Source organism: Paenibacillus sp. FSL L8-0340 (genome assembly GCF_038593145.1).
Classification (GTDB): Bacteria; Bacillota; Bacilli; order Paenibacillales; family Paenibacillaceae; genus Paenibacillus_AQ.
This window is the reverse complement of record NZ_CP151967.1, coordinates 2,555,020-2,573,321: the sequence shown is the minus strand read 5'-3', so window position 1 is coordinate 2,573,321 and position 18,302 is coordinate 2,555,020. Positions and strand designations below refer to the sequence as shown.

Here is an 18,302-nt window from a genome sequence, read left to right as displayed (position 1 = left end):
TTTGATAGAGAACTATAAGTCTATATTTTATTTGAAAATACGGTTAGTCTGAGGTTATACCCGGCCGGGAATTGCTGAAGAGATGAGGTTCAATATGGTAAGTAAAGAACTGTTAGGCAGAGCTGCAGAATCCTTTGGGTTTGAAGTTGATACATTGGTTTTCCTTAGCAATTCTTGTAATGAGGTGTACCGGTTTTCCAAAAACAATCAACTCTGCATCTTACGATTGACGTTTTTTTGATAAAAACAATCTGCAATTGTGGGGCCCCCCGATATTCAATAAATGGGGAGAAACCATGGGAAGAATGCATCTGCTCACAAAATCCTATACGGCTGCAGATGCTGCTGTACAAAGAGATGACTGGGGAACATGGAACATGGATAACCCTTATTTACAACAAGGCCGATATCATATCCTGCTTAAAAAGTTGAAATCTCTGGAGAATATGATCGCTTCTCTGCCTAAAGATGCTCAATCGTATGGATTGATCCACAACCATTTTCATCCCTATAATTTTCATATCAACAATGATGACATTACGGTTTTTGATTTTGATGACAGTATATACGGCTGGTTTGCGCTGGATATTGCAATTGCGGCAACTCATGCCGTGTGGTGGGGAGCTCCGGCCGGGGACCGAAAATCTAAAAATGAATTTGCAAAACGATTCTTGGATGAATTTTTAACTGGCTACTTCAAACATAATGACTTAGATACCTATTGGGTTAAGCAGATTCCTATGTTCATGGACTATAGGAATATATGCTCATACTTCTGGTGGCTACATAGCTGGGACGGAGATGAGAGTCGCCTGTCTGCATTTCAGCAAACTGCAATTGCCCAAACCATAAATCTTATTCAATCTGGTCAGAGATTTGATGGTTGCGATATACAATTATAGGCCACCCTTCGTTCATCCATAGTCGCCGCTATTACTATTGTTCGGTCGTTTAATCCTTTATTTAAGGATCATTTGCGCAGCGGACATCTAAATCCTTATGTAACAAAAAAGAAGCCGGGGCGTCTGCCCGGCTTCCACTTCAGCTGTCGAATGCAGCCCCATTCATTGACTGCGGATTTCTATTTGACCGTAGCATTGTACTGGCCGATTTTCTCGGTAATCTGTTTGCCGGCATCCTCCAGCGCCTGTTTAGGCTCTTTTTGTCCGTTCAGTGCTTCTTCAATCGCTCCTTCAACAATCTGGCGTGCTTCGGGGAATACGCCCATTACCGCACCCGAGGTCGCCGTTGAAGCACTCGAAGCATGAAGCTGGTCAACAGCAGTCTGGAACTGCGGATATTTCACCATATTATCCTTGAGCACCTGCTGCTCATAAGCAGCCTTGTTAATCGGGAAATACCCGGTGCTTACACTCCATTTTGCCTGAACCTCCGGTGAGGCCACATATTTGATAAATTCCCATGCCGCCTTCTGCTGCGCTTCCGGTTTGTTGTTCATAATATACAGGCTGGCTCCTCCGACAATCACTCCGCCGTCCTTCGCTGAGGCAGGTTTCGGCAGGAAACCTGTGCCGACTTCGAATTTGCCGCCAGCCGCCTCTACCATATTGCGCAGTGAAGCCGTAGAGTTCAGTGTCATCGCTACCTGACCTGCCGCGAATGCGCTATCCGTATCATCTGTGTCCCGGCCCAGATTGGCGACTATTTTATCGTCAACCATCTTTTTCCACCATTCCAGTGTGCTTACACCGGCATCCGAAGCCAGCAGCGATTCTGTGGCAGCGGCGTCGCGCCCATTACCGTTATTAACATAATCAGCGTTCTGATTGGCAAACAGCTGCTCCATGAACCAGCCGTAGATGGCAATTGTTGCTCCGGCTTTACCGTCTTTGCTTAATGCTTTGGCAGCGGCTTCGAATTCCTCAAACGTCTTAGGCGGGTTCTCTGGATCAAGTCCGGCTGCTTTGAAAGCATCTTTATTATAATAAAGAATCGGATTGGACGTATTGAACGGCATCGCATTTAACTTATCGTCAATCGTATAGTATCGGATAATGTTGGGTTCCAGACCTGACAGATCAAAACCGTCCTGGTCGATAAACTGCTGCACCGGTGTGATCATCTTCGAATCAATCATAAACTTGCTGCCGATTTCATAGACCTGGATCAGATCCGGTCCGCTGTTCGAGCCGATGGAGGCTTTCAGCTTATTCAAGCTTTCATCATATTTACCCTGGTACACTGCTTCCACCTCGATGCCGGTCTGGCTGGCATTGAAGTCGGAGACAATCTGATTAATCGCTTTTTCACCCGCACCGGACATAGAATGCCACCAGCTGAGTTTTACCGGAGCAGCAGCGGCACTGACTTCTCCTTCATTTCCGGAGGAGGCGTTGCTGCCAGTATTACTGTTATCACCAGCATTTGAATTGTTGCCGCAGGCAGCAAGAACCAGCATCAGGCTCGCAAGCAATGGAACCATACCTTGTTTGAATCGTTTCATTCTAAGTATCTCTCCCTTTTCCCCTATAATTTGGATTGAAGAAGCTATATACGTATTCATCATCTGTAATAAGCAGCTGACTAGCTTTTAGCTCTGCGCATCCCGGGCACTTATCCCTTCAGTGCACCGGCCGCCATGCCCCGGACTAACTGCTTCAGCCCGAATACCAGCAGCAGCAGCGAAGGCAGAATGGCCAGTGTGATTCCGGCAAATACCAGATTCCACGAGGTCGATTCCTGAAATTCAAGCATGGAGATTCCGATCTGCACCGTCCGCATCGGTTTGCTGTTCGTAACAAGCAGCGGCCAGAGATAGGAATTGTACATATTCAGAAAAGAGTAGACAGCCAAGGTGCCCAGTGCCGGTCTGGAGAGCGGCAGCATATGAAACAGAAAGTAGCGAATATGTCCGCAGCCGTCGATTTTGGCTGCCTCAAACAGCTCTTTGGGCAGCTGCATAAAGAACTGCCGCAGCAGGAAGGTGCCGAACGCCGTCGCCAGAAAGGGTACGGTCAGACCCTGATAAGTATCCAGCCAATCCAGGCTGCGTACAGTCAAATAATTGGGAATCATCGTCACTTCCCAGGGAACCATCATCGTGGCCACGAACAGGCTGAACATCAGTGATTTCCCTTTGAAATTCATCTGGGCAAAGGCATAAGCTGCCAGACTGGCGGTGATCAATTGGCCGATCATGACAATGCCGGATACCAGAAAGGTATTGCCAATGAAGGTGGCGATCGGAATAATATCGAACACTTCGCTAAAGTTCTCCGGATGAAAGGAATGCGGAACGATGGACGGCGGATAAGCGCTGGCCTCTTCCGGGGCCATAACGGCCATGAAGAAGCTGTAGAATATGGGATACAATACCAGTGCCGCCACCACAGTGAGCACACAGTAGCTAAGTAGTTGTCCTGCTTTTGGCTTTTTCATTGATAGTGCACTTTCCTTTCCACCCATTTGAACTGGATCAACGTCAGCAGCATAATAACCAGAAACAGCATCAGTGCCTGGGCGCTGCCCGTTCCGAAGCGGAAGTTGACAAAGGCTTCACGGTAGATGGAGTATACAAACACGTTGGTACTGTTCATCGGTCCTCCGGCGGTTAATATATTGATCTGGCCAAACGCCTGGAAGGCACTAATGATCGAAACCACGAGTACGAAGAACAAGGTCGGGGACAGCAGAGGCAGGGTGATCTTGCGAAATACCGTAACTGCTCCCGCTCCGTCAATTCTGGCACTCTCATAGATTTCGTCCGAAATACCCTGCATTCCGCTCGACAGAATGATGTAATTGAACCCGAGATTCATCCATACCGTCATTAATGAGATAGACAGCAGCGCAGTGTCCGGATTGACCAGCCATGCCACCGGCCTCATCCCGGCAAGCTCCAGCAAATAATTCAGCATACCCAGCGTGGGATGAAACAGGAATTTCCAGATCACTGCCGCCGATCCAACAGACAGCACCATTGGCAAAGAGAAGGTGAACTGGAACAACCGTTTGCCGCGCAGCTGCTGGTTGTGGGTAAGCGCCGCGAGCACAAGTGCAAGCAGCAGGCCGGTCGGGACCGTCAGGAGGGCAAACAGCGCCGTCACCCGGATACCGTCCAGAAATAGTCCTGAAGTGAAAAGGGCATTGAAATTGTCAAAGCCGACATACGCTGCGATTCGTCCCGCCGGGTCCGTACTGTGCAGACTTAAATATACGGATTTCAGCAACGGATAGAATAAAAACACACCGAACAGCAGCAACGAAGGAGCCAGGAACAGGTAGGCAAGCATATTCTCCTGAACCTTCAGCTTACTTAAATATGCCGGTCGTAAGGGAACTCCAGCCGATGCCGCTTTTTCTCTTGCAGGCAGGGTTAATGAATTCTCTAGTTCATTCAAAATGGAAGCCTCCTAATGACCTAACAGTCCGCTTTTGTCTTCTTACTACCTCTGCAAGTGTAAGGCTTGGATGTCAACGCAGCATCAGGAGGATGGCAAGCCAGCGTTAAAATTATATAAATTTTGTAAACGGAGAGATTAATTATCTCAACTATTTATACAAAAAAAGACCTCCCCGATTTCTCAAGAAGGTCTTTGCTTACACTTGTCGTTCCGCCGCTTACTCCTGTTTCAAATTCAGCCATTCCTTACCAAGCACACCATAGGCAAAAGTATCATGCCATTTCGGCATACCTTGTTCATCGGTTTTAAAGTAGCCCGTCTGGAGAAAATGCCCCTCCCGCCGCAGCTTCAGCCGTTCGAGCAGCCGCCAGGATGGTGTATTCCGCGGATTACAATGGGCGGTTACCCGTCTGATTCCTAGCGTATTAAAGCCGTACTCCAGCAATGTGCGGCAGGCTTCAGCCGCATAGCCGCAGCCCTGATACTCACGGTTGAACACGTAGCCAATCTCCCAAGTCTGAAACTCCTGCGGATGCTGCTCCTGAAAGTATAAGTTGCCGATAACTTTGCCTGAATCCTTCAGGCACACGGCCCAAAATGCCTGATCCGTGGAACGTCTGACCGCCTCAGCATGGCTGTCTTCTTCATTGTAAACACCATAAGGCTCATATTCTACAACCTCTGCACAGGAAAGATATTCATGCAGGTCCTGCCCATCTTCTGCTCTGAATCTCCTAAGCACTAAACGCAACGTTTCCAAAACTTCCATTAATCCTCATCCTTTTGCATCTTTGATTATGAAGAGACCTTCATCTGCAATTGCTGCTCTATAATACCTCTGATGTTAGCCGACTCGCCTACATTCGTGAAACTAAATTTTAACTGCTTCTTTTACGAGGCAAGAATAAACCATAGTGAGTCGCCAATCGGCGGTAATGCTTCACTTTGCTGAAAAAAGTATTCGATCAGATGACGCTCTTTATAGAGTTTTTTGTCCCATTCTCTTTGTTCCCGACGATTCCTTTTACTTGGAATGACCGAAGTTGCAGACTGCTCCTTCAGAAGGTAAAAAAACTGAATGGTGTCATAAGCTGTCAGCCAGCACTTGCGTTCTTATTAAGTCCATCTGTTTTAGGATCTCGTAGCCGGTTATCGAGTCATGGGACTGTCCTCCGGTCAGCACAAAACGCAGCGGGTTGCCCAAAGCATCGACAACGGCGTGGATTTTGGTCGTTAAGCCTCCTCGTGATCGGCCAATTGCCTGCTGAAGCCCGCCCCATTTTGATGGACACGCACAATCGTTGCATCAATCATGATGCTTTCATAGTCGGGTTCAATCGAGAGATGCTCTAAAATCCGGTCCCAAATGCCGGCAATTTGCCAGCGCCGAAACCGGCTGTACACTGTGGACCAGGAGCCGTAGTATTCCGGTAAATCCCGCCAGGGTGCACCCACAGCATGGCATTCAGCATCTGACAATGGTCTTTCGGGGGTCTCCCTCCTTGTGGTTTTCGTTCCGGCGGCAGCAGGTCCTTGATCTTTTCCCATTGATTGTCACGGATTTCGTATCGTCTCATTATACTTACTTTTACCAAACTCTTACAAAACCCTAGTTTGCATAAACACCCTAGTCAGGAAAGTATAAAGAAAACGTCTTGATTCCATAGTCATATATTACCAAAGTAAATCCCTAATTCACCTAGGTAAATATGCCGATAAGTTAAAAGTGCTAGATTTTCGAAAAAACATCAGAAGGGATAGGGTTATTCGTCTTTGAATCCTATTATATTACAATTAGCTCGAACAACTTTCCTATAGTTTAAGCAAATAAATATTTATAGGACTCAGGATAATAGAAAATCCGTTAGAAATGTATTCATAATATGGAGGGAAACTTAATGAGAAAACAGCTGGGAATTTCACTCTCCCTGGCATGTCTATTAATGTTAATGGGGTGTTCAGCTTCCCCAACATCACTGAAGACAACCAAGATCACACTTCTAAATTCCAAAACTGAGATAAAAACTCAATTAGAGGAAGTAGCGAAACAATACAATCAAGAGCATCCTGGAGTAACTTTAGAGATAATATCCGCTCCGGAGGGTACGTCTGGTTATCAAAAGTTAATGTCAATGTACGGCTCAGGGAGCCCGGCAACTATGTCGATGCTTGATTCAGGGGACACACAGCAGTTTCTGGATAAAGCTGTTGATTTAAGTAAAGAAAAATGGGTAGCTGAAACGATAGACAATGGACTTGATGCTGTTAAGAAAAACGAAACTGTACTCGGCTTTCCATTTGCAGTTGAAGGCTACGGGTTAATATACAATAAGAAGGTACTCGACAAGGCGGTTGGGGGCTCTTTCGATGCTTCATCGGTAAAAAGTAGAAGCAGCCTCAACTTATTAATGACTAAGATCAAGAAGACGGGTGTAGAACCAGTCATGCTTTCTACGATGGATTGGTCACTTGGCTCTCATCTTTTAACTGTATCTTATTCTGTTCAACCCGGAGGTTTTTCAAAGTTTGTTAAGGGTATGCAGAATAATTCCATAGATATGTCTAAAAATGATGCGATGTCTGGGTGGGTACAAACCTTAGATTTGCTCAAAGATAACAACATTAATAAGAATTCGCCTATGGAAAATACTTATGACGGAGCAAAGGCCCTTGGAGAGGGAAAAGTAGGGCTTTGGTTTATGGGCAACTGGGCTTGGGGGGAAATTAAGAGCAATGATACAGCAAATGGGGAATACGGCTTCTTGCCTCTACCGTTAAACAATAATTCGGATGATCCTGTTAATTCTAAAATTACAGTTGGTGTAACAAAATATATAATCATCGACTCAAAAACCACCACTCCTAAACAGCAAGAGGAAGCAAAAAGGTTTCTTAATTGGCTCGTATTTGAAAAGCCCGGTCAAGAGTTCCTAGTCAACAAGGCCAATACTATTCCTGCGTTCAAGAACATTTCCTTAGAGCCTGTCGATCCTTTGGGGAAATCGATCAAGGCGTATATCTCGGAAGGAAAGACATTACCGTTTATTACAACTCTTCCTCCTGATCATTGGGCCATCACTGGTGCATCTATTCAAAGCTACATCAGTGGGAAAATAGATTCGGCTGAGCTGTTGCGGCAAATACGTATTTACTGGAAAGCCCAACGGTGACATCGAGACCAGACATAGGAGGAAGAAACGATGTTTAGATTGACTTTAAAGAAAAAATTAATAAGTGCGGCGCTCGTATTAGTTATCGTTTTGTCACTTTCGAGTATTGTAGGTATCATAAAGATGTCGGATATGGGGGTGGCAGCAGATAAAGTTAATAAGCGCTCTTTACCTGCCGTTATTCTGCTTCAGGGTATGGACAAGCAGATAACAGAAGTTGACAGACTCACCGTTAGGATGATAATCGAAGATGATCCGGCAGCCCGAAAAAAAGATCAAGTTGACCTAGCAAAAGCGATAGGTTTAATGGAAGAGAGCGTAAACAAATACCAGAGTATTGCCTCCACAGTAGAGGAAAAAGAGCTGTTCACCAACTTTTATGGTCAGTGGGCAATGTATCTTCGGTATCTAAAAGTGGTTTCCACTGCGATGGAAGAAAATAATAAAGTGATGTCATACATGATCATACATGGAAATTCTGCTATTTATAATGCCGCATTAGACGACGTTAATAAACTTAGGCTACTCAATGAGCAATACGCTATGGATGCAGCTAATCTATCGAGTCGTTCTTACCAATCAGGTAAAATATTAATGATTTCCCTGACTGCCATAAGCACTATCCTTGGAATCATCGGTTCGCTTTTACTGGCTGCATCGTTCACTAAACCTATATTAAAGATCGCGGAACAAATGAAGTTGGTAACCAGGGGGAACCTGCAAGTCGAACCCCTTAGGGTCCGATCAAAAGACGAGGTCGGCGAGCTGGCGTCCGACTTTAATGTCATGTGCGAGTCACTGAGTAACCTTTTAAAAGAAGTGGTAGAAAACTCGTTACTGGTTGCCTCTACAGCAGAGCAGTTAACAGCTAGTGCAGAGCAGACAAGTATAGCCAGCGAGCAGATAGCCGTAAGTGTTACTTTAGTCGCAGAGGGATCGCAAACTCAGCTTGCAGATATAGCTGAAACGTTGAATATTACAGTAGACGTTTCTAATAGCGTCGAGAAAATAACTAATCGGTTTGCTAATGTGTCCGATCTCACAATCCAAGCACAGGAGAAGGCTAATAATGGTCAAGCCATAATTTCTTCCACTGTCTCTCAAATAAGAGATGTTCATAGCAAGGTAACTCAATCTGCGGAAGTAGTTAATATTTTGGGGGAAAAGTCTGCCGAGATTAGTCAAATTTCAACTATGATCAGTGACATAGCAGCCAGTACCAACTTACTTTCACTAAATGCGGCCATAGAAGCTGCAAGAGCAGGGGAGCATGGAAAAGGGTTCGCGGTCGTTGCCTTTGAAGTACGCAAACTGGCAGCACAGGCCAGTGAAGCAACGGGCAAAATCTCTTCTCTGGTCAACGAAATCACATTGAGAACCGACGAAGTTGTGATCTCAATGAATGAAGGGGTTCATTCACTAAATGAAGGTATGGTGCTCGTCGAAGGTGTGGGTACCGTATTCTCTGATATTGTTGTTGCTGTTGAAGAGGTCAGCGGTGAGGTGGACAATGCCGCTATTGAAGCAAGATCTGTAAGTGGAGGGACCGTTTCTATGCTGGAATCTATGAGAAAAATAGCTGAAATCTCTGAACGTGCAGCAGATTCTACTCAAATGGTAGCATCCGTTGTCGAGGAAACTACGGCAGCCATGGAGGAAGTTTCTGCCGGGGCCAACATGCTTGCCAAAAGGGCGGAAGAAATGAATCAAACAGTATCTGTTTTTAAGATTTAAAATAACTATTCAATAGTCGAGAGACTGACTGTAAAATATATTGTGTAAGCAACTCCTTCACAGCATTTCCACATCTAAAGGTATTCGAAATCGTTGTCTCCTACTTCTTCTGGCAGACCAAAGCCAGGGAGTGATTCCCACTCACTCGGAAATTGCCAGGCGTGCTGGAGTCAGCCATTACAATCAAAAACTGTCCCTCCCTGCAAAGGAAGGACAGTTCTCATACAATCTGCCGGATACTCAGAGGTTATGTAGGCTCAAATAATTGAAGAGATATTTAAAGACGGGTACTCGAATTCAACAGTTCCAAGGGAGGTGACAGCCTGATTATGCTCCTCCAACCTGATCATTAAGGATTACAATATGAGACGGATTTGAAGGCAATACCGGCAAAAATAAAATGGCTAAAAAACTGGTAGCTACTAACAACAAAGTCAGCTTCTTTTTCATTTTCCCACACCCTTTTTAATAAATTTGTGATACTGTGTCAGTAATTCAAACAACGCATACTCTTTAAATCTCTCAGATAAGCCTACACAAATGATTATATCACAATCTTTTCTTTTTGTTGTATATTTTCCCAAATAAAAACTGAGCATTTGACATGAATAGACAGTTCTCTGTATCAATTAGGCACTAGGATCTTGCAGTGCTAGATACTGCTAATAACGAGGTCAGCTTCTTTTTCATTTTTTTCCCACACCTTTTGAATAAATCTTTGATATTGTATCAATGTTTCAGGCCGCGCATATTCTTTAAAACTCTCAAATAAGCCTACACATTTGATAATAGCATTACTATTGTTTTTCGCACTGTATGATTCCATACTTTCCAATAAATACTTAAACCCTTCTGCATACATTGCTTTTTTAAGGTAATATTTTGACAACTCGTAACTAAACCGTGCTGTTTGTTCAGGAATGACCTGACGGGTATACACATCCGAAGCGAGATCTCGTTCATAAAAGACAATTTGAGACTCAAATTCATCTAATATGTAATCGATATCAAAAGAATACTGATTTGCAGCTTCAATAATATTAAGGAGCTCAGTAAAGATTTCTTTTTTTCCTTTAGTAATTTTAACAAGGTCAGAGATTACACTTTGATCTCCGCCTCGAAGCTTATTTATATAGGTATTGACTTGTGCCCAATGCTGGAATAATTCAACCCAATGTAACGTCTCAGGGTCTGTCTCTTTGACCCAACTAAGATCGGCATAAGCATAGGTGCATTCCAAGGCTTGCTGAAAATCCCCTCTGGCGTCCCATACACTTGCAAGAAGCAGGTTCGAATAGGCTATGTAAACAAAGAGCGGCAGGCTTGTCGCCAAGCTCTCTTGCACTCTTCCTTCTTTCCGGTGTTTGCTGTAATACTGTATCCGGGCCTTCCGGCCCATCTCTCTGGCAAGCTCCTCAACCTTGTCCCACCGCCGCAAAGAACGGTAAATATTCGCTAAATCTTTAAGTGCATCCAGCTGATCCTTCTCGTCTAACCGTTCGACAAACGGTTCAAACTGACAAGCCGCCTCAAAATTCTGAATTTGGTCATCTCCAATGCTAAGCGTGAAGAGACGGTATTGGCAAAAGGCCAAACGTTCGGAATGCTGGCGGATTTCACATCTGGCCACATTATTATACAGAATCGCAGCAGAATCATTCCATTTTCTCTTGAAAAAATCATTGGCAACATCAAAGAGCAAGGGTGCGTAGGTCAATTCCTCTAGAAGAATAGTAACCGTCTTCAGAACACAATCCAGTTTATTCAGTTCTGCGCAGCGGTAAAGAAACGGGCCGATTCTTCGCCAATTAGGCGTCGCTTCTATCATACTTTCCTGAATATAATTTTCGTAAAAATAACCCGCAGGCAACGAAAGCACCGCGGTCACCCTGTCAACCTGATCCACGCTCATTACCTTATTGCCTTTTAAAATGGAGCTTATAGATCCTACATTTATACCGATGGTTCTACCCAGATTACTCATATTCCAGCCTTTTTGTTTCATGAGGTTATCCAACTCGCTGCGGATCGTGGTTGTAGCTATCAAGTAAACCACTCCTTCAGAATCAACTCGTTGCAACATATGAGAGAAATTTTATTATATTACAAATATAACCATAGTTTTACCGTTGGTCAATTGAAATATATAATTCATAGTTTTGGCATCATCGTGTATAATGGTAATCTATTTTTTTTGGCAATTCGGTTTCCATTGTATTGTAATAAAGCAAGACGGGGGATTTCTCCCCCGAATCCATTTCTTCTTATGCAGATATGTCAGCGACCAAATTTTTCATCCATTTTCTGGAGTATATTCGTATTAGTCCTATGCTAAGCCTAACCACTTCTTCCATAGACAATATCATATATACCAGAAATACAGGCTGTTTCCAGACAAACGACATTAATAATCCGGAAGGGACACCAATCAGCCATGTCGCAGTGGATTCCATCGCGAATACAAACTTACTGTCACCGCCGCTGTTGAGAATGCCGCCCGCCAAAATCATGTTGGCAACCTTTACCCACAGGAATGCAGCGAATACCCAAACCAGCCGGGTTCCCATGAGACGCGCTTCATCTGACACCTGAAAGATAGATACATACAAAGGCGCAAATACGGCAATCAATACACCGATTCCAAGGGATACCAGAATACCCAGTTTGATAAACCGCTTTGAAAAGTCCAATGCTACATCCTGCTCGTCGGCCCCCAGCTTATTCCCAATCATGATGCCGGCCGCGCTAGAGAGCCCGGATAATAAACCGATACTTAAGCTCTGAAGCGGATAGGTTATCGTCATCGCGGTTATTTCAGAAGTTCCCATCCGGCTGTAAATAATGGCGTACACAGTTTCACCCAGCACCCAAATCAGCTCGGTCAATACGATCGGATACGTAGTGCGAAGGAACTTCCCCAGAAGCGTCCCGGATGCCCCGAACCAGTCGCGGATACGTGTTGCTCCGGGAAGACGAAGCTTATAGGCAGCTGCAATGATAAAGCAGCATTCAAACAACCGGGCGGTAAGTGTAGCAATCGCTGCGCCTTTTAACCCCCATTCCGGGAAGCCGAATTTCCCGAAGATTAGCAGATAGTTAAGTATAATATTAATACACACTGCAGCTATGCTGGTTATCATAGGGAGCTTCACATGTCCTGTAGCACGCAAAATAGCGGAGTAGATCATTGTCAGCATAACCGGAATATAGCTCAGAGAGATCACTTTCAGAAAACCGGACCCCTCTGTGATCAGCCGCTGGTCCTTAGTAAATAAGCTGAGACTGAATTGCGGGAAGAAATGAATGGGCAACGTAAAAATAATGGAGATGCCCATCCCTAGAAGCAGTCCTAATCCCAGCAGCTGCGCTGTGCTTCTCTCATCCTTCTTCCCCCAGAACTGTGCGGCATAAATGGATACCCCTGTCGCTAGTCCGGCCAATACTACAGTTATAATCCCGTATATTTTTATGGATATGCCTACAGAAGCAACGGCCACATCGCCGAGTTGTCCGACCATCAGCTGATCGGTTAAGGTTAGCAGTGCCATAATCAGGCTTTGCAGAGTTACAGGAATTGCTATTTTATAGATATTGCTATAAAAATCCGCCTTTGAATCTTTTAACATTACCGGGCCCTCCCATCGTCGTCACACAGCCTTCTGATAACGAAGCAGTGTATAGTTTTTTTGCGGGAGAACTTCCACAACCTTGAACTTCTTTGCAAAGCTCAGGTCATTATATCCCTTGCCGTCAACAAGCGTTATATTGGTCCCGCCTCCGATAATAATCGGCAGCTGCATTAAGATGATTTCATCTACTAAATCCTGGTCAAAAACATTCCAGTTTAGAAACCCGCCGCCTTCTATCATAATGCTGTGCACGTTGTAGCTAGCCTCCAGTTCACGGAACAAATCCACAAAATCCACTTTGTCCTCTCCGCAGATTAACACCTCTTTGTTCCTGTCCTTCAAAATACTTATCTTCTCAGGATCCTGGCCATTTTCAGTAGTAACGATCAGCGTTCTGCCGTTGTCGGCAAAAACATGGCTGTCCAGTGAAATATCCATATGTGAGGTGGGGATAATCCTCAGCGGGTTATTATTCTCCTCATACCGGTTTGTCAGCATCGGATCATCATTTTGTATTGTATTTTTCCCTACCATGATTGCGTCAACTAAGCCCCTGAATTTATGAATATATTCAATATCAGGTTCCTCGAACATACTGAACAATTGTTTGCTGGACTGCCCCGCACCTAAAGTAAGCTTTCCGTCGATTGACACTTGGCTAAAAATGGTCGTTTTCATGGTTTTCCCTCTTCTCTATAGAGTTTGCTGTTTGCTGCGGCTGCTCACATGCTCTTCCATTAATACCAATAATCTCGCGGCGTCTTCTTGTGATAAATGTTTTAAGCCTGCGGAGATGGCATCCCAGACTTCCCTCATAACCGGCTCAATTGGCATGTTACGCGCACTTTCAAGGCAGGAAATCAGTGTAGCCCTGACCGGTGAGGCGGTAACCCTGATGTCCTCCAATACCCCGGTATGCACTGGAATCCGCTGTACCCGTTCCGCCCATTCCCGTTGGCTGCTTTCACTCAGCAGATAAGCGGCGAATGATAGTAGCTCGTCCGATTGCTCCGATTCCAACGAATTCTGCGGAAATACCAGACCGATGGATGAAGCCATTGAGACTGCCGGGTTGCCAATAATAGTCGGCAGCGCACCTACGAGCAATCTGTCTCGCATATGAAGGTCTAAATAATTGTAAATCCATTCCCCGCAAATGATGGCACCAATCTCTCCGGCGATAAAACGGTCCAGGAGTTCAGTGGAACCGTGAAAACTGCCAAGCACCCCTTGGGCCGTTTGCCGCTGAACGAACCGCAGAGCCGCTTCCATTTCCGGAGTTGACAGATCGGGTTTACCTTCCTTCAGCGGCCAGCCTCCAAATGCAGTCAGGAATGGGATAAAGCAATAAGGGTCCGCCAGATCAGTGGCGGCTGGAACAATACCTTTAGCCATGAGCTCCTCCGCCTGCTGCTCAATCGCTTCCCACGAAGCTGGAGCCTCCGGATAGATTTCCGAGTTGCAATAAAGCACCAGATGATTGCCTTTTAGAATAGGAATACCATACTGTTTGTCATTCGACCGCATGGAGAAACGGATATCCTTATCAGAGAAGCCGGACATAGACCAGAATTTCTCCGGAATCTCCGAATACACGGCTCCTTCCCCGTATCCAGCCATGTCTGCCGGAACCAGCGCCATTTGTGGACCAGCTCCGGCAGTTTTTATCTGCTGCAAGCCAGCGGTCAGTTTAGAGATATTCATGACTTTCGGAATAACGGGAACACCGAATTTAGAGCTATACTCACGGCAGAGCTGCTCCAACACCTCTATGGAGGTATCTCCCTTCCCATCAAATTCATGCCAGATATTCAGTTGCTGTTGCTGTAAGGTTTGTTTATCCATTGCAATCCTTCCTCCTTGGTCATTTGATCAGTTCCATTAAAAGTACCAGCGCCTGATAAGGCTGCATCTCATAGGTTTCTTCGCTGCCAGGCTTGTTCCATCCGCCCTGTTCGCTTTCTATCAGCAGATTTGTCTTTTTAGACCCCGGATAGATAAGCTCAATCTTTAATGTCTGCTCTTTTTCCGGGTTCAAATTAAAACAAACGCTGAACAGCTCATCTTTCAAATAGTAAGAGTAGATCATAATATCGCCTTGTGAATCAGAAAGATAAAAGTTCGTTGGCTTCAGCAGATTAGAGTATTGTCTCTTTATCTGCTTTAATTGCTCCAGGAGCGGCAGCAGTGTGGATTCATTGGTCCAATTGATCGTCATGGTATTGAAAAAAGCTTTTGGAATATCTGCACCGCCGGTATTATCCCCGAGACCGCAATTGAGCGGCTGCTCCTCATATACTTCCATTCCTGTAGTCAGATAAGGGATTCCGTTCGGTAGGAAATAATTAAACACCGTCATGAGACGGGCCAGCTCCATCCCGCCCCGGCTTGTAATTCTTGGAGTATCCGCTGTTTCCGAGCAGGCAAATACGTGGATCTGCAACTCCGGAAGTTCCCGCAGGTACTCCTCCAAGCGTTCGACACGGATATCAGTCATGATGTTCCACCCGCTGCCTAACATCACATTGTATCCGGTTCTTGCCGCTTCACGGTGGTTGCGATTGAATAAATCCTCACTGATCAGAATCGCTGTTGGCTTAATATCTTTAATCACCTTGAACATAGATTCCTGTAAGGGAACCGGGAGCGTGTGTCCAATATCCATCCGGAAACCATCAATGTTATAGGTGTTCAGTTGGAAACAAGCAGCCTCTATCAGTGTGTTCCACAATTCCCGGTTCGGCTCCTCTCCAGGGTATACATTGCACTTGATCGTATCAAAAAGTACGTATGGCGGTTGCCCTTCAGGTAAATAAGACCGGACCAACGGAGAGGGATCATTGTATAGACGAAAGAAAGCTACATCTGTCCAGATTGGCTGAACATCATTAATCCAATCCGAATGTGCAGGGGCCGGGGTAATCCCCATCTCACGTTCGATCATCGGTAATATGGATTCGCCTGACTCAAGGGCGCGCCGTTTGAGGTCACTCCAAAGGACTGCATCCAGTTCATTCGGCGGCAGACGGAATTGGTTCAGAAAAACCCGGGTTTCATCACTGCGGTAAATGGTTTCCAGCTTATCCGGTGTACATTCGGCGAAGAACTCCAATTCGGCAATTTTCGGAGGCTGGAATCCCGGCAGCACGTTAAGATCAATCCAGTAAAACCAATCCGGGTGTTCTGCCAAAAAAATATTATCTCTTGCACTCACCCGCGGGATTAAATCAAGTACTACTTTGATATCCAGCAAATGGCAGGCTTCAACCAAGGTCGCCAGCTCATCATGGATGGTCAGCTTCTCCATACCGTCCAGCAACGGATCATGTAAATTCTCATCTAAATCAAATAGGCTGTACACGGCATACGGCGAACCAATATCCCCCTTGAGATTCAAATGGCTGTACTGGGTTACAGGCAGCAAGTACAGGATATTGACATTCATTTTTTTTAGCATTGGCAACAGAATCATAAATTTCAGAAACGTTCCGGATTGGATATTCCCGGTATGGCTATAATCCCAGGCTGAAGTATAACGGAGCAAGGAGCAATAGATGACACTATTATCTAAATCTGTCTGCTCGATATTGACATAGCCCGAAGACAACTCAAGCAAGTATTGCAGATGCTTAACCATAAATCCTGCCGGATCAACGAGAATTTCGCCATCCTTGTTATCCAAGACCGACAAATAGCCGCACTCGTTCCACAAAGCGGGTATCCAGATGGGTTCCACTTTTTTAAATTGGCAGCCGGCAAAATATTCAAGCATCCGGTTTATTCTTTCATCCTGTCTGATCATTGAGCGCATCTCCCTATGAAAGTTCTTTTCAGAAAACAAACACCGTTTTTAGAAGCGGCTTGTCCGAAGAAGCTGCATGATCCGGCATATGTCCCAGCAACTCCTGAATGGCTGTCCCGGATTGGTTCAAGCTGTACTTACGTGTAATCAGGGAGGCTACCTCCGGTACATCCTTCGCAAACTGAAATGCATCCTCAAAGGTGTTCAGATATTCACCGGCTCCCAGGAGCCTTACTGCGTTCTGGGTGTAAAAGGTCGGTGAGATTGTATACTGATATTTCCCATTGATGCCGAAGGGGATTATCGTACCGCCGCGTTCCACCCACTGTTCCGCCAGCTCCATCTGTGTGCCCACTGTATCTATTACGATGTTAAATTTCTTCTCTCCCAGTATGCTGGACACCAGCTCCGGGGTCAGCTCCTCCGGCGGGCAGGCATAGTCAGAGATTTGCTTCGCCTTTGCCAGCCGGCCTGTATTGATTTCCGTAGCAATAGTTGTGCATCCCATACGTTTAGCAACTATTTGACCTAAAAGTCCCATCGGGCCGGAACCAAGAATTAACACCGAGTCATCTGCGCTGATCCTTGCCTCACGGAAGTTATGCAGAACACAGGCGAGTGGTTCAACGGCCAGTGCAGCTTCCCAACTCATTTGTTCAGGTAGTTTATACAAGTACTTTTCATCAGTAACGAACCAGGGAGCAAAAGTGCCATTTTTGTTCAATCCGGCAATCGGCATGCCCTTCCCATCCGTTCCTATGCAGAGATGTTCTTTGCCTTGACGGCAAAATCTGCACTCGCCGCAGCTTTGATTGGGATCAATGACTACTCTGTCGCCTATGTTCAGGCCTGTCACATTCGCCCCGGTTTCGATAACAGTTCCTACAGCTTCATGACCGCGTATCACTCCAGAAATACCAGGTTCTTTTCCTGAGATGACAGCCAGATCGGTTCCGCAGATCCCCGTCATTTGAATTTTTATTTTGACATCAGTTAATAGTGTGACCGCAGGGATGTCCAGTTCAGACAGATTCAGTCCCTCGGAACACCATACCAGTGCTGGCATCTTCTCCGATACTGCATATTCAGCTTGTTCTGATTTCATTGCCTAATCCCCTTTCCACTTTCTTACATTTATTTTCTTTTCTTTTCACATAATTTCATATATTTTCACATCAACTCAGTACGCCCCCTTTAACTCTCGAAAAGCAACAACCAGAAGTTGTGCAAACGTTTGTACGATTTCATTTTTTATCCTATCATATATTTTTTGAAATGTAAGGAATTTATTGTCGAATATTACATCATTATTATTTTTTTCTATTTCATATCGTTAATAATCTCCAAAATATGACTGCATTCGTTTATTGTGTCCTACAATCTCAGCTCAGGGGATCGGGAATAAAATCCGGTCCAACAGGCTCGCTCAGCGATTAGAAGCCAGGCTAGGCCTGGCCTTCTTGGATTAATTCACTTGAAAGCAATTTCTCTCCGATGCATTATTTTCACTCTTAGAGTCTCTTAACTCTCTATCCTTTGGCAATTTGTCCTGCCTGCATATTGCATTATATTTTTTTCTGTAGAGTACTCCCGGACACGCAGG

Annotated in this window: 15 protein-coding genes; 3 read left to right on the top strand and 12 right to left on the bottom strand. The window is 45.2% G+C overall.

What is annotated here, in order from left to right:
* Positions 1–257 precede the first annotated feature (257 nt).
* Positions 258–902 (top strand): phosphotransferase, encoded by a 645-nt coding sequence (locus NST07_RS11345; protein ID WP_342481587.1) that lies wholly within the window; start codon positions 258–260, stop codon positions 900–902.
* 179 nt (positions 903–1,081) lie between these two features.
* On the opposite strand, the gene NST07_RS11340 is transcribed toward NST07_RS11345, so the two are convergent.
* The 5 genes from NST07_RS11340 to NST07_RS11320 form a co-directional block, all read right to left on the bottom strand.
* A complete protein-coding gene (locus tag NST07_RS11340) occupies positions 1,082–2,464 on the bottom strand; it encodes an ABC transporter substrate-binding protein (protein WP_342481586.1) in 1,383 nt (460 codons plus the stop codon).
* A 110-nt stretch (positions 2,465–2,574) separates the two neighbouring features.
* Positions 2,575–3,399, bottom strand: a complete 825-nt coding sequence (locus NST07_RS11335; protein WP_342481585.1) for a carbohydrate ABC transporter permease — start codon at positions 3,397–3,399, stop codon at positions 2,575–2,577.
* The gene (locus tag NST07_RS11330) at positions 3,396–4,361 is read right to left on the bottom strand and encodes a sugar ABC transporter permease (RefSeq protein WP_342481584.1); all 966 of its coding nucleotides are present in this window, start codon (positions 4,359–4,361) and stop codon (positions 3,396–3,398) included. The genes NST07_RS11335 and NST07_RS11330 overlap by 4 nt, the downstream gene beginning before the upstream one ends.
* Before the next feature lie 220 nt (positions 4,362–4,581).
* Positions 4,582–5,133: a GNAT family N-acetyltransferase gene (locus NST07_RS11325; RefSeq protein ID WP_342481583.1), complete on the bottom strand. Its 552-nt coding sequence runs from the start codon at positions 5,131–5,133 to the stop codon at positions 4,582–4,584.
* Between the two features lie 464 nt (positions 5,134–5,597).
* Complete coding sequence (locus NST07_RS11320; protein WP_342481582.1) at positions 5,598–5,912, bottom strand: transposase; 315 nt, start codon at positions 5,910–5,912, stop codon at positions 5,598–5,600.
* A gap of 350 nt (positions 5,913–6,262) precedes the next feature.
* Between NST07_RS11320 and NST07_RS11315 the strand changes: the two genes are divergently transcribed.
* Positions 6,263–7,534, top strand: coding sequence for an ABC transporter substrate-binding protein (locus tag NST07_RS11315; protein WP_341091696.1), 1,272 nt, complete (start codon positions 6,263–6,265; stop codon positions 7,532–7,534).
* Positions 7,535–7,564: 30 nt separating this feature from the next.
* The gene (locus NST07_RS11310; protein WP_341091695.1) at positions 7,565–9,268 is read left to right on the top strand and encodes a methyl-accepting chemotaxis protein; all 1,704 of its coding nucleotides are present in this window, start codon (positions 7,565–7,567) and stop codon (positions 9,266–9,268) included.
* A gap of 327 nt (positions 9,269–9,595) precedes the next feature.
* Here the strand turns inward: NST07_RS11310 and NST07_RS11305 are convergent, their stop codons facing one another.
* From NST07_RS11305 to NST07_RS11275, 7 genes are all read right to left on the bottom strand, one after another.
* On the bottom strand, positions 9,596–9,718 hold the full coding sequence (locus NST07_RS11305) for a hypothetical protein (protein WP_269322513.1): 123 nt from the start codon (positions 9,716–9,718) through the stop codon (positions 9,596–9,598).
* Positions 9,719–9,920: 202 nt separating this feature from the next.
* Positions 9,921–11,315, bottom strand: a complete 1,395-nt coding sequence (locus NST07_RS11300; RefSeq protein WP_341378120.1) for a helix-turn-helix transcriptional regulator — start codon at positions 11,313–11,315, stop codon at positions 9,921–9,923.
* 217 nt (positions 11,316–11,532) lie between these two features.
* A complete protein-coding gene (locus NST07_RS11295; RefSeq protein WP_342481581.1) occupies positions 11,533–12,894 on the bottom strand; it encodes an MATE family efflux transporter in 1,362 nt (453 codons plus the stop codon).
* A 21-nt stretch (positions 12,895–12,915) separates the two neighbouring features.
* The gene (locus tag NST07_RS11290) at positions 12,916–13,575 is read right to left on the bottom strand and encodes a dihydrofolate reductase family protein (protein WP_342481580.1); all 660 of its coding nucleotides are present in this window, start codon (positions 13,573–13,575) and stop codon (positions 12,916–12,918) included.
* 15 nt (positions 13,576–13,590) lie between these two features.
* Entirely contained in the window at positions 13,591–14,742 is a 1,152-nt protein-coding gene (locus tag NST07_RS11285) for an extracellular solute-binding protein (RefSeq protein ID WP_342481579.1), read from the bottom strand.
* Between the two features lie 19 nt (positions 14,743–14,761).
* Positions 14,762–16,699: an alpha-amylase gene (locus NST07_RS11280; protein ID WP_342481578.1), complete on the bottom strand. Its 1,938-nt coding sequence runs from the start codon at positions 16,697–16,699 to the stop codon at positions 14,762–14,764.
* Positions 16,700–16,727: 28 nt separating this feature from the next.
* Entirely contained in the window at positions 16,728–17,804 is a 1,077-nt protein-coding gene (locus NST07_RS11275; RefSeq protein WP_342481577.1) for an alcohol dehydrogenase catalytic domain-containing protein, read from the bottom strand.
* Positions 17,805–18,302 lie beyond the last annotated feature (498 nt).

What these genes read in the sequence shown, in the direction of transcription:
- NST07_RS11280 (WP_342481578.1), bottom strand. Translation starts at nt 16,699, where the DNA reads ATGATCAGACAGGATGAAAGAATAAACCGGATGCTTGAATATTTTGCC.
- NST07_RS11305 (WP_269322513.1), bottom strand. Translation starts at nt 9,718, where the DNA reads ATGAAAAAGAAGCTGACTTTGTTGTTAGTAGCTACCAGTTTTTTAGCC.
- NST07_RS11285 (WP_342481579.1), bottom strand. Translation starts at nt 14,742, where the DNA reads ATGGATAAACAAACCTTACAGCAACAGCAACTGAATATCTGGCATGAA.
- NST07_RS11275 (WP_342481577.1), bottom strand. Translation starts at nt 17,804, where the DNA reads ATGAAATCAGAACAAGCTGAATATGCAGTATCGGAGAAGATGCCAGCA.
- NST07_RS11290 (WP_342481580.1), bottom strand. Translation starts at nt 13,575, where the DNA reads ATGAAAACGACCATTTTTAGCCAAGTGTCAATCGACGGAAAGCTTACT.
- NST07_RS11325 (WP_342481583.1), bottom strand. Translation starts at nt 5,133, where the DNA reads ATGGAAGTTTTGGAAACGTTGCGTTTAGTGCTTAGGAGATTCAGAGCA.
- NST07_RS11320 (WP_342481582.1), bottom strand. Translation starts at nt 5,912, where the DNA reads ATGGGAAAAGATCAAGGACCTGCTGCCGCCGGAACGAAAACCACAAGG.
- NST07_RS11310 (WP_341091695.1), top strand. Translation starts at nt 7,565, where the DNA reads ATGTTTAGATTGACTTTAAAGAAAAAATTAATAAGTGCGGCGCTCGTA.
- NST07_RS11340 (WP_342481586.1), bottom strand. Translation starts at nt 2,464, where the DNA reads ATGAAACGATTCAAACAAGGTATGGTTCCATTGCTTGCGAGCCTGATG.
- NST07_RS11295 (WP_342481581.1), bottom strand. Translation starts at nt 12,894, where the DNA reads ATGTTAAAAGATTCAAAGGCGGATTTTTATAGCAATATCTATAAAATA.
- NST07_RS11315 (WP_341091696.1), top strand. Translation starts at nt 6,263, where the DNA reads ATGAGAAAACAGCTGGGAATTTCACTCTCCCTGGCATGTCTATTAATG.
- NST07_RS11335 (WP_342481585.1), bottom strand. Translation starts at nt 3,399, where the DNA reads ATGAAAAAGCCAAAAGCAGGACAACTACTTAGCTACTGTGTGCTCACT.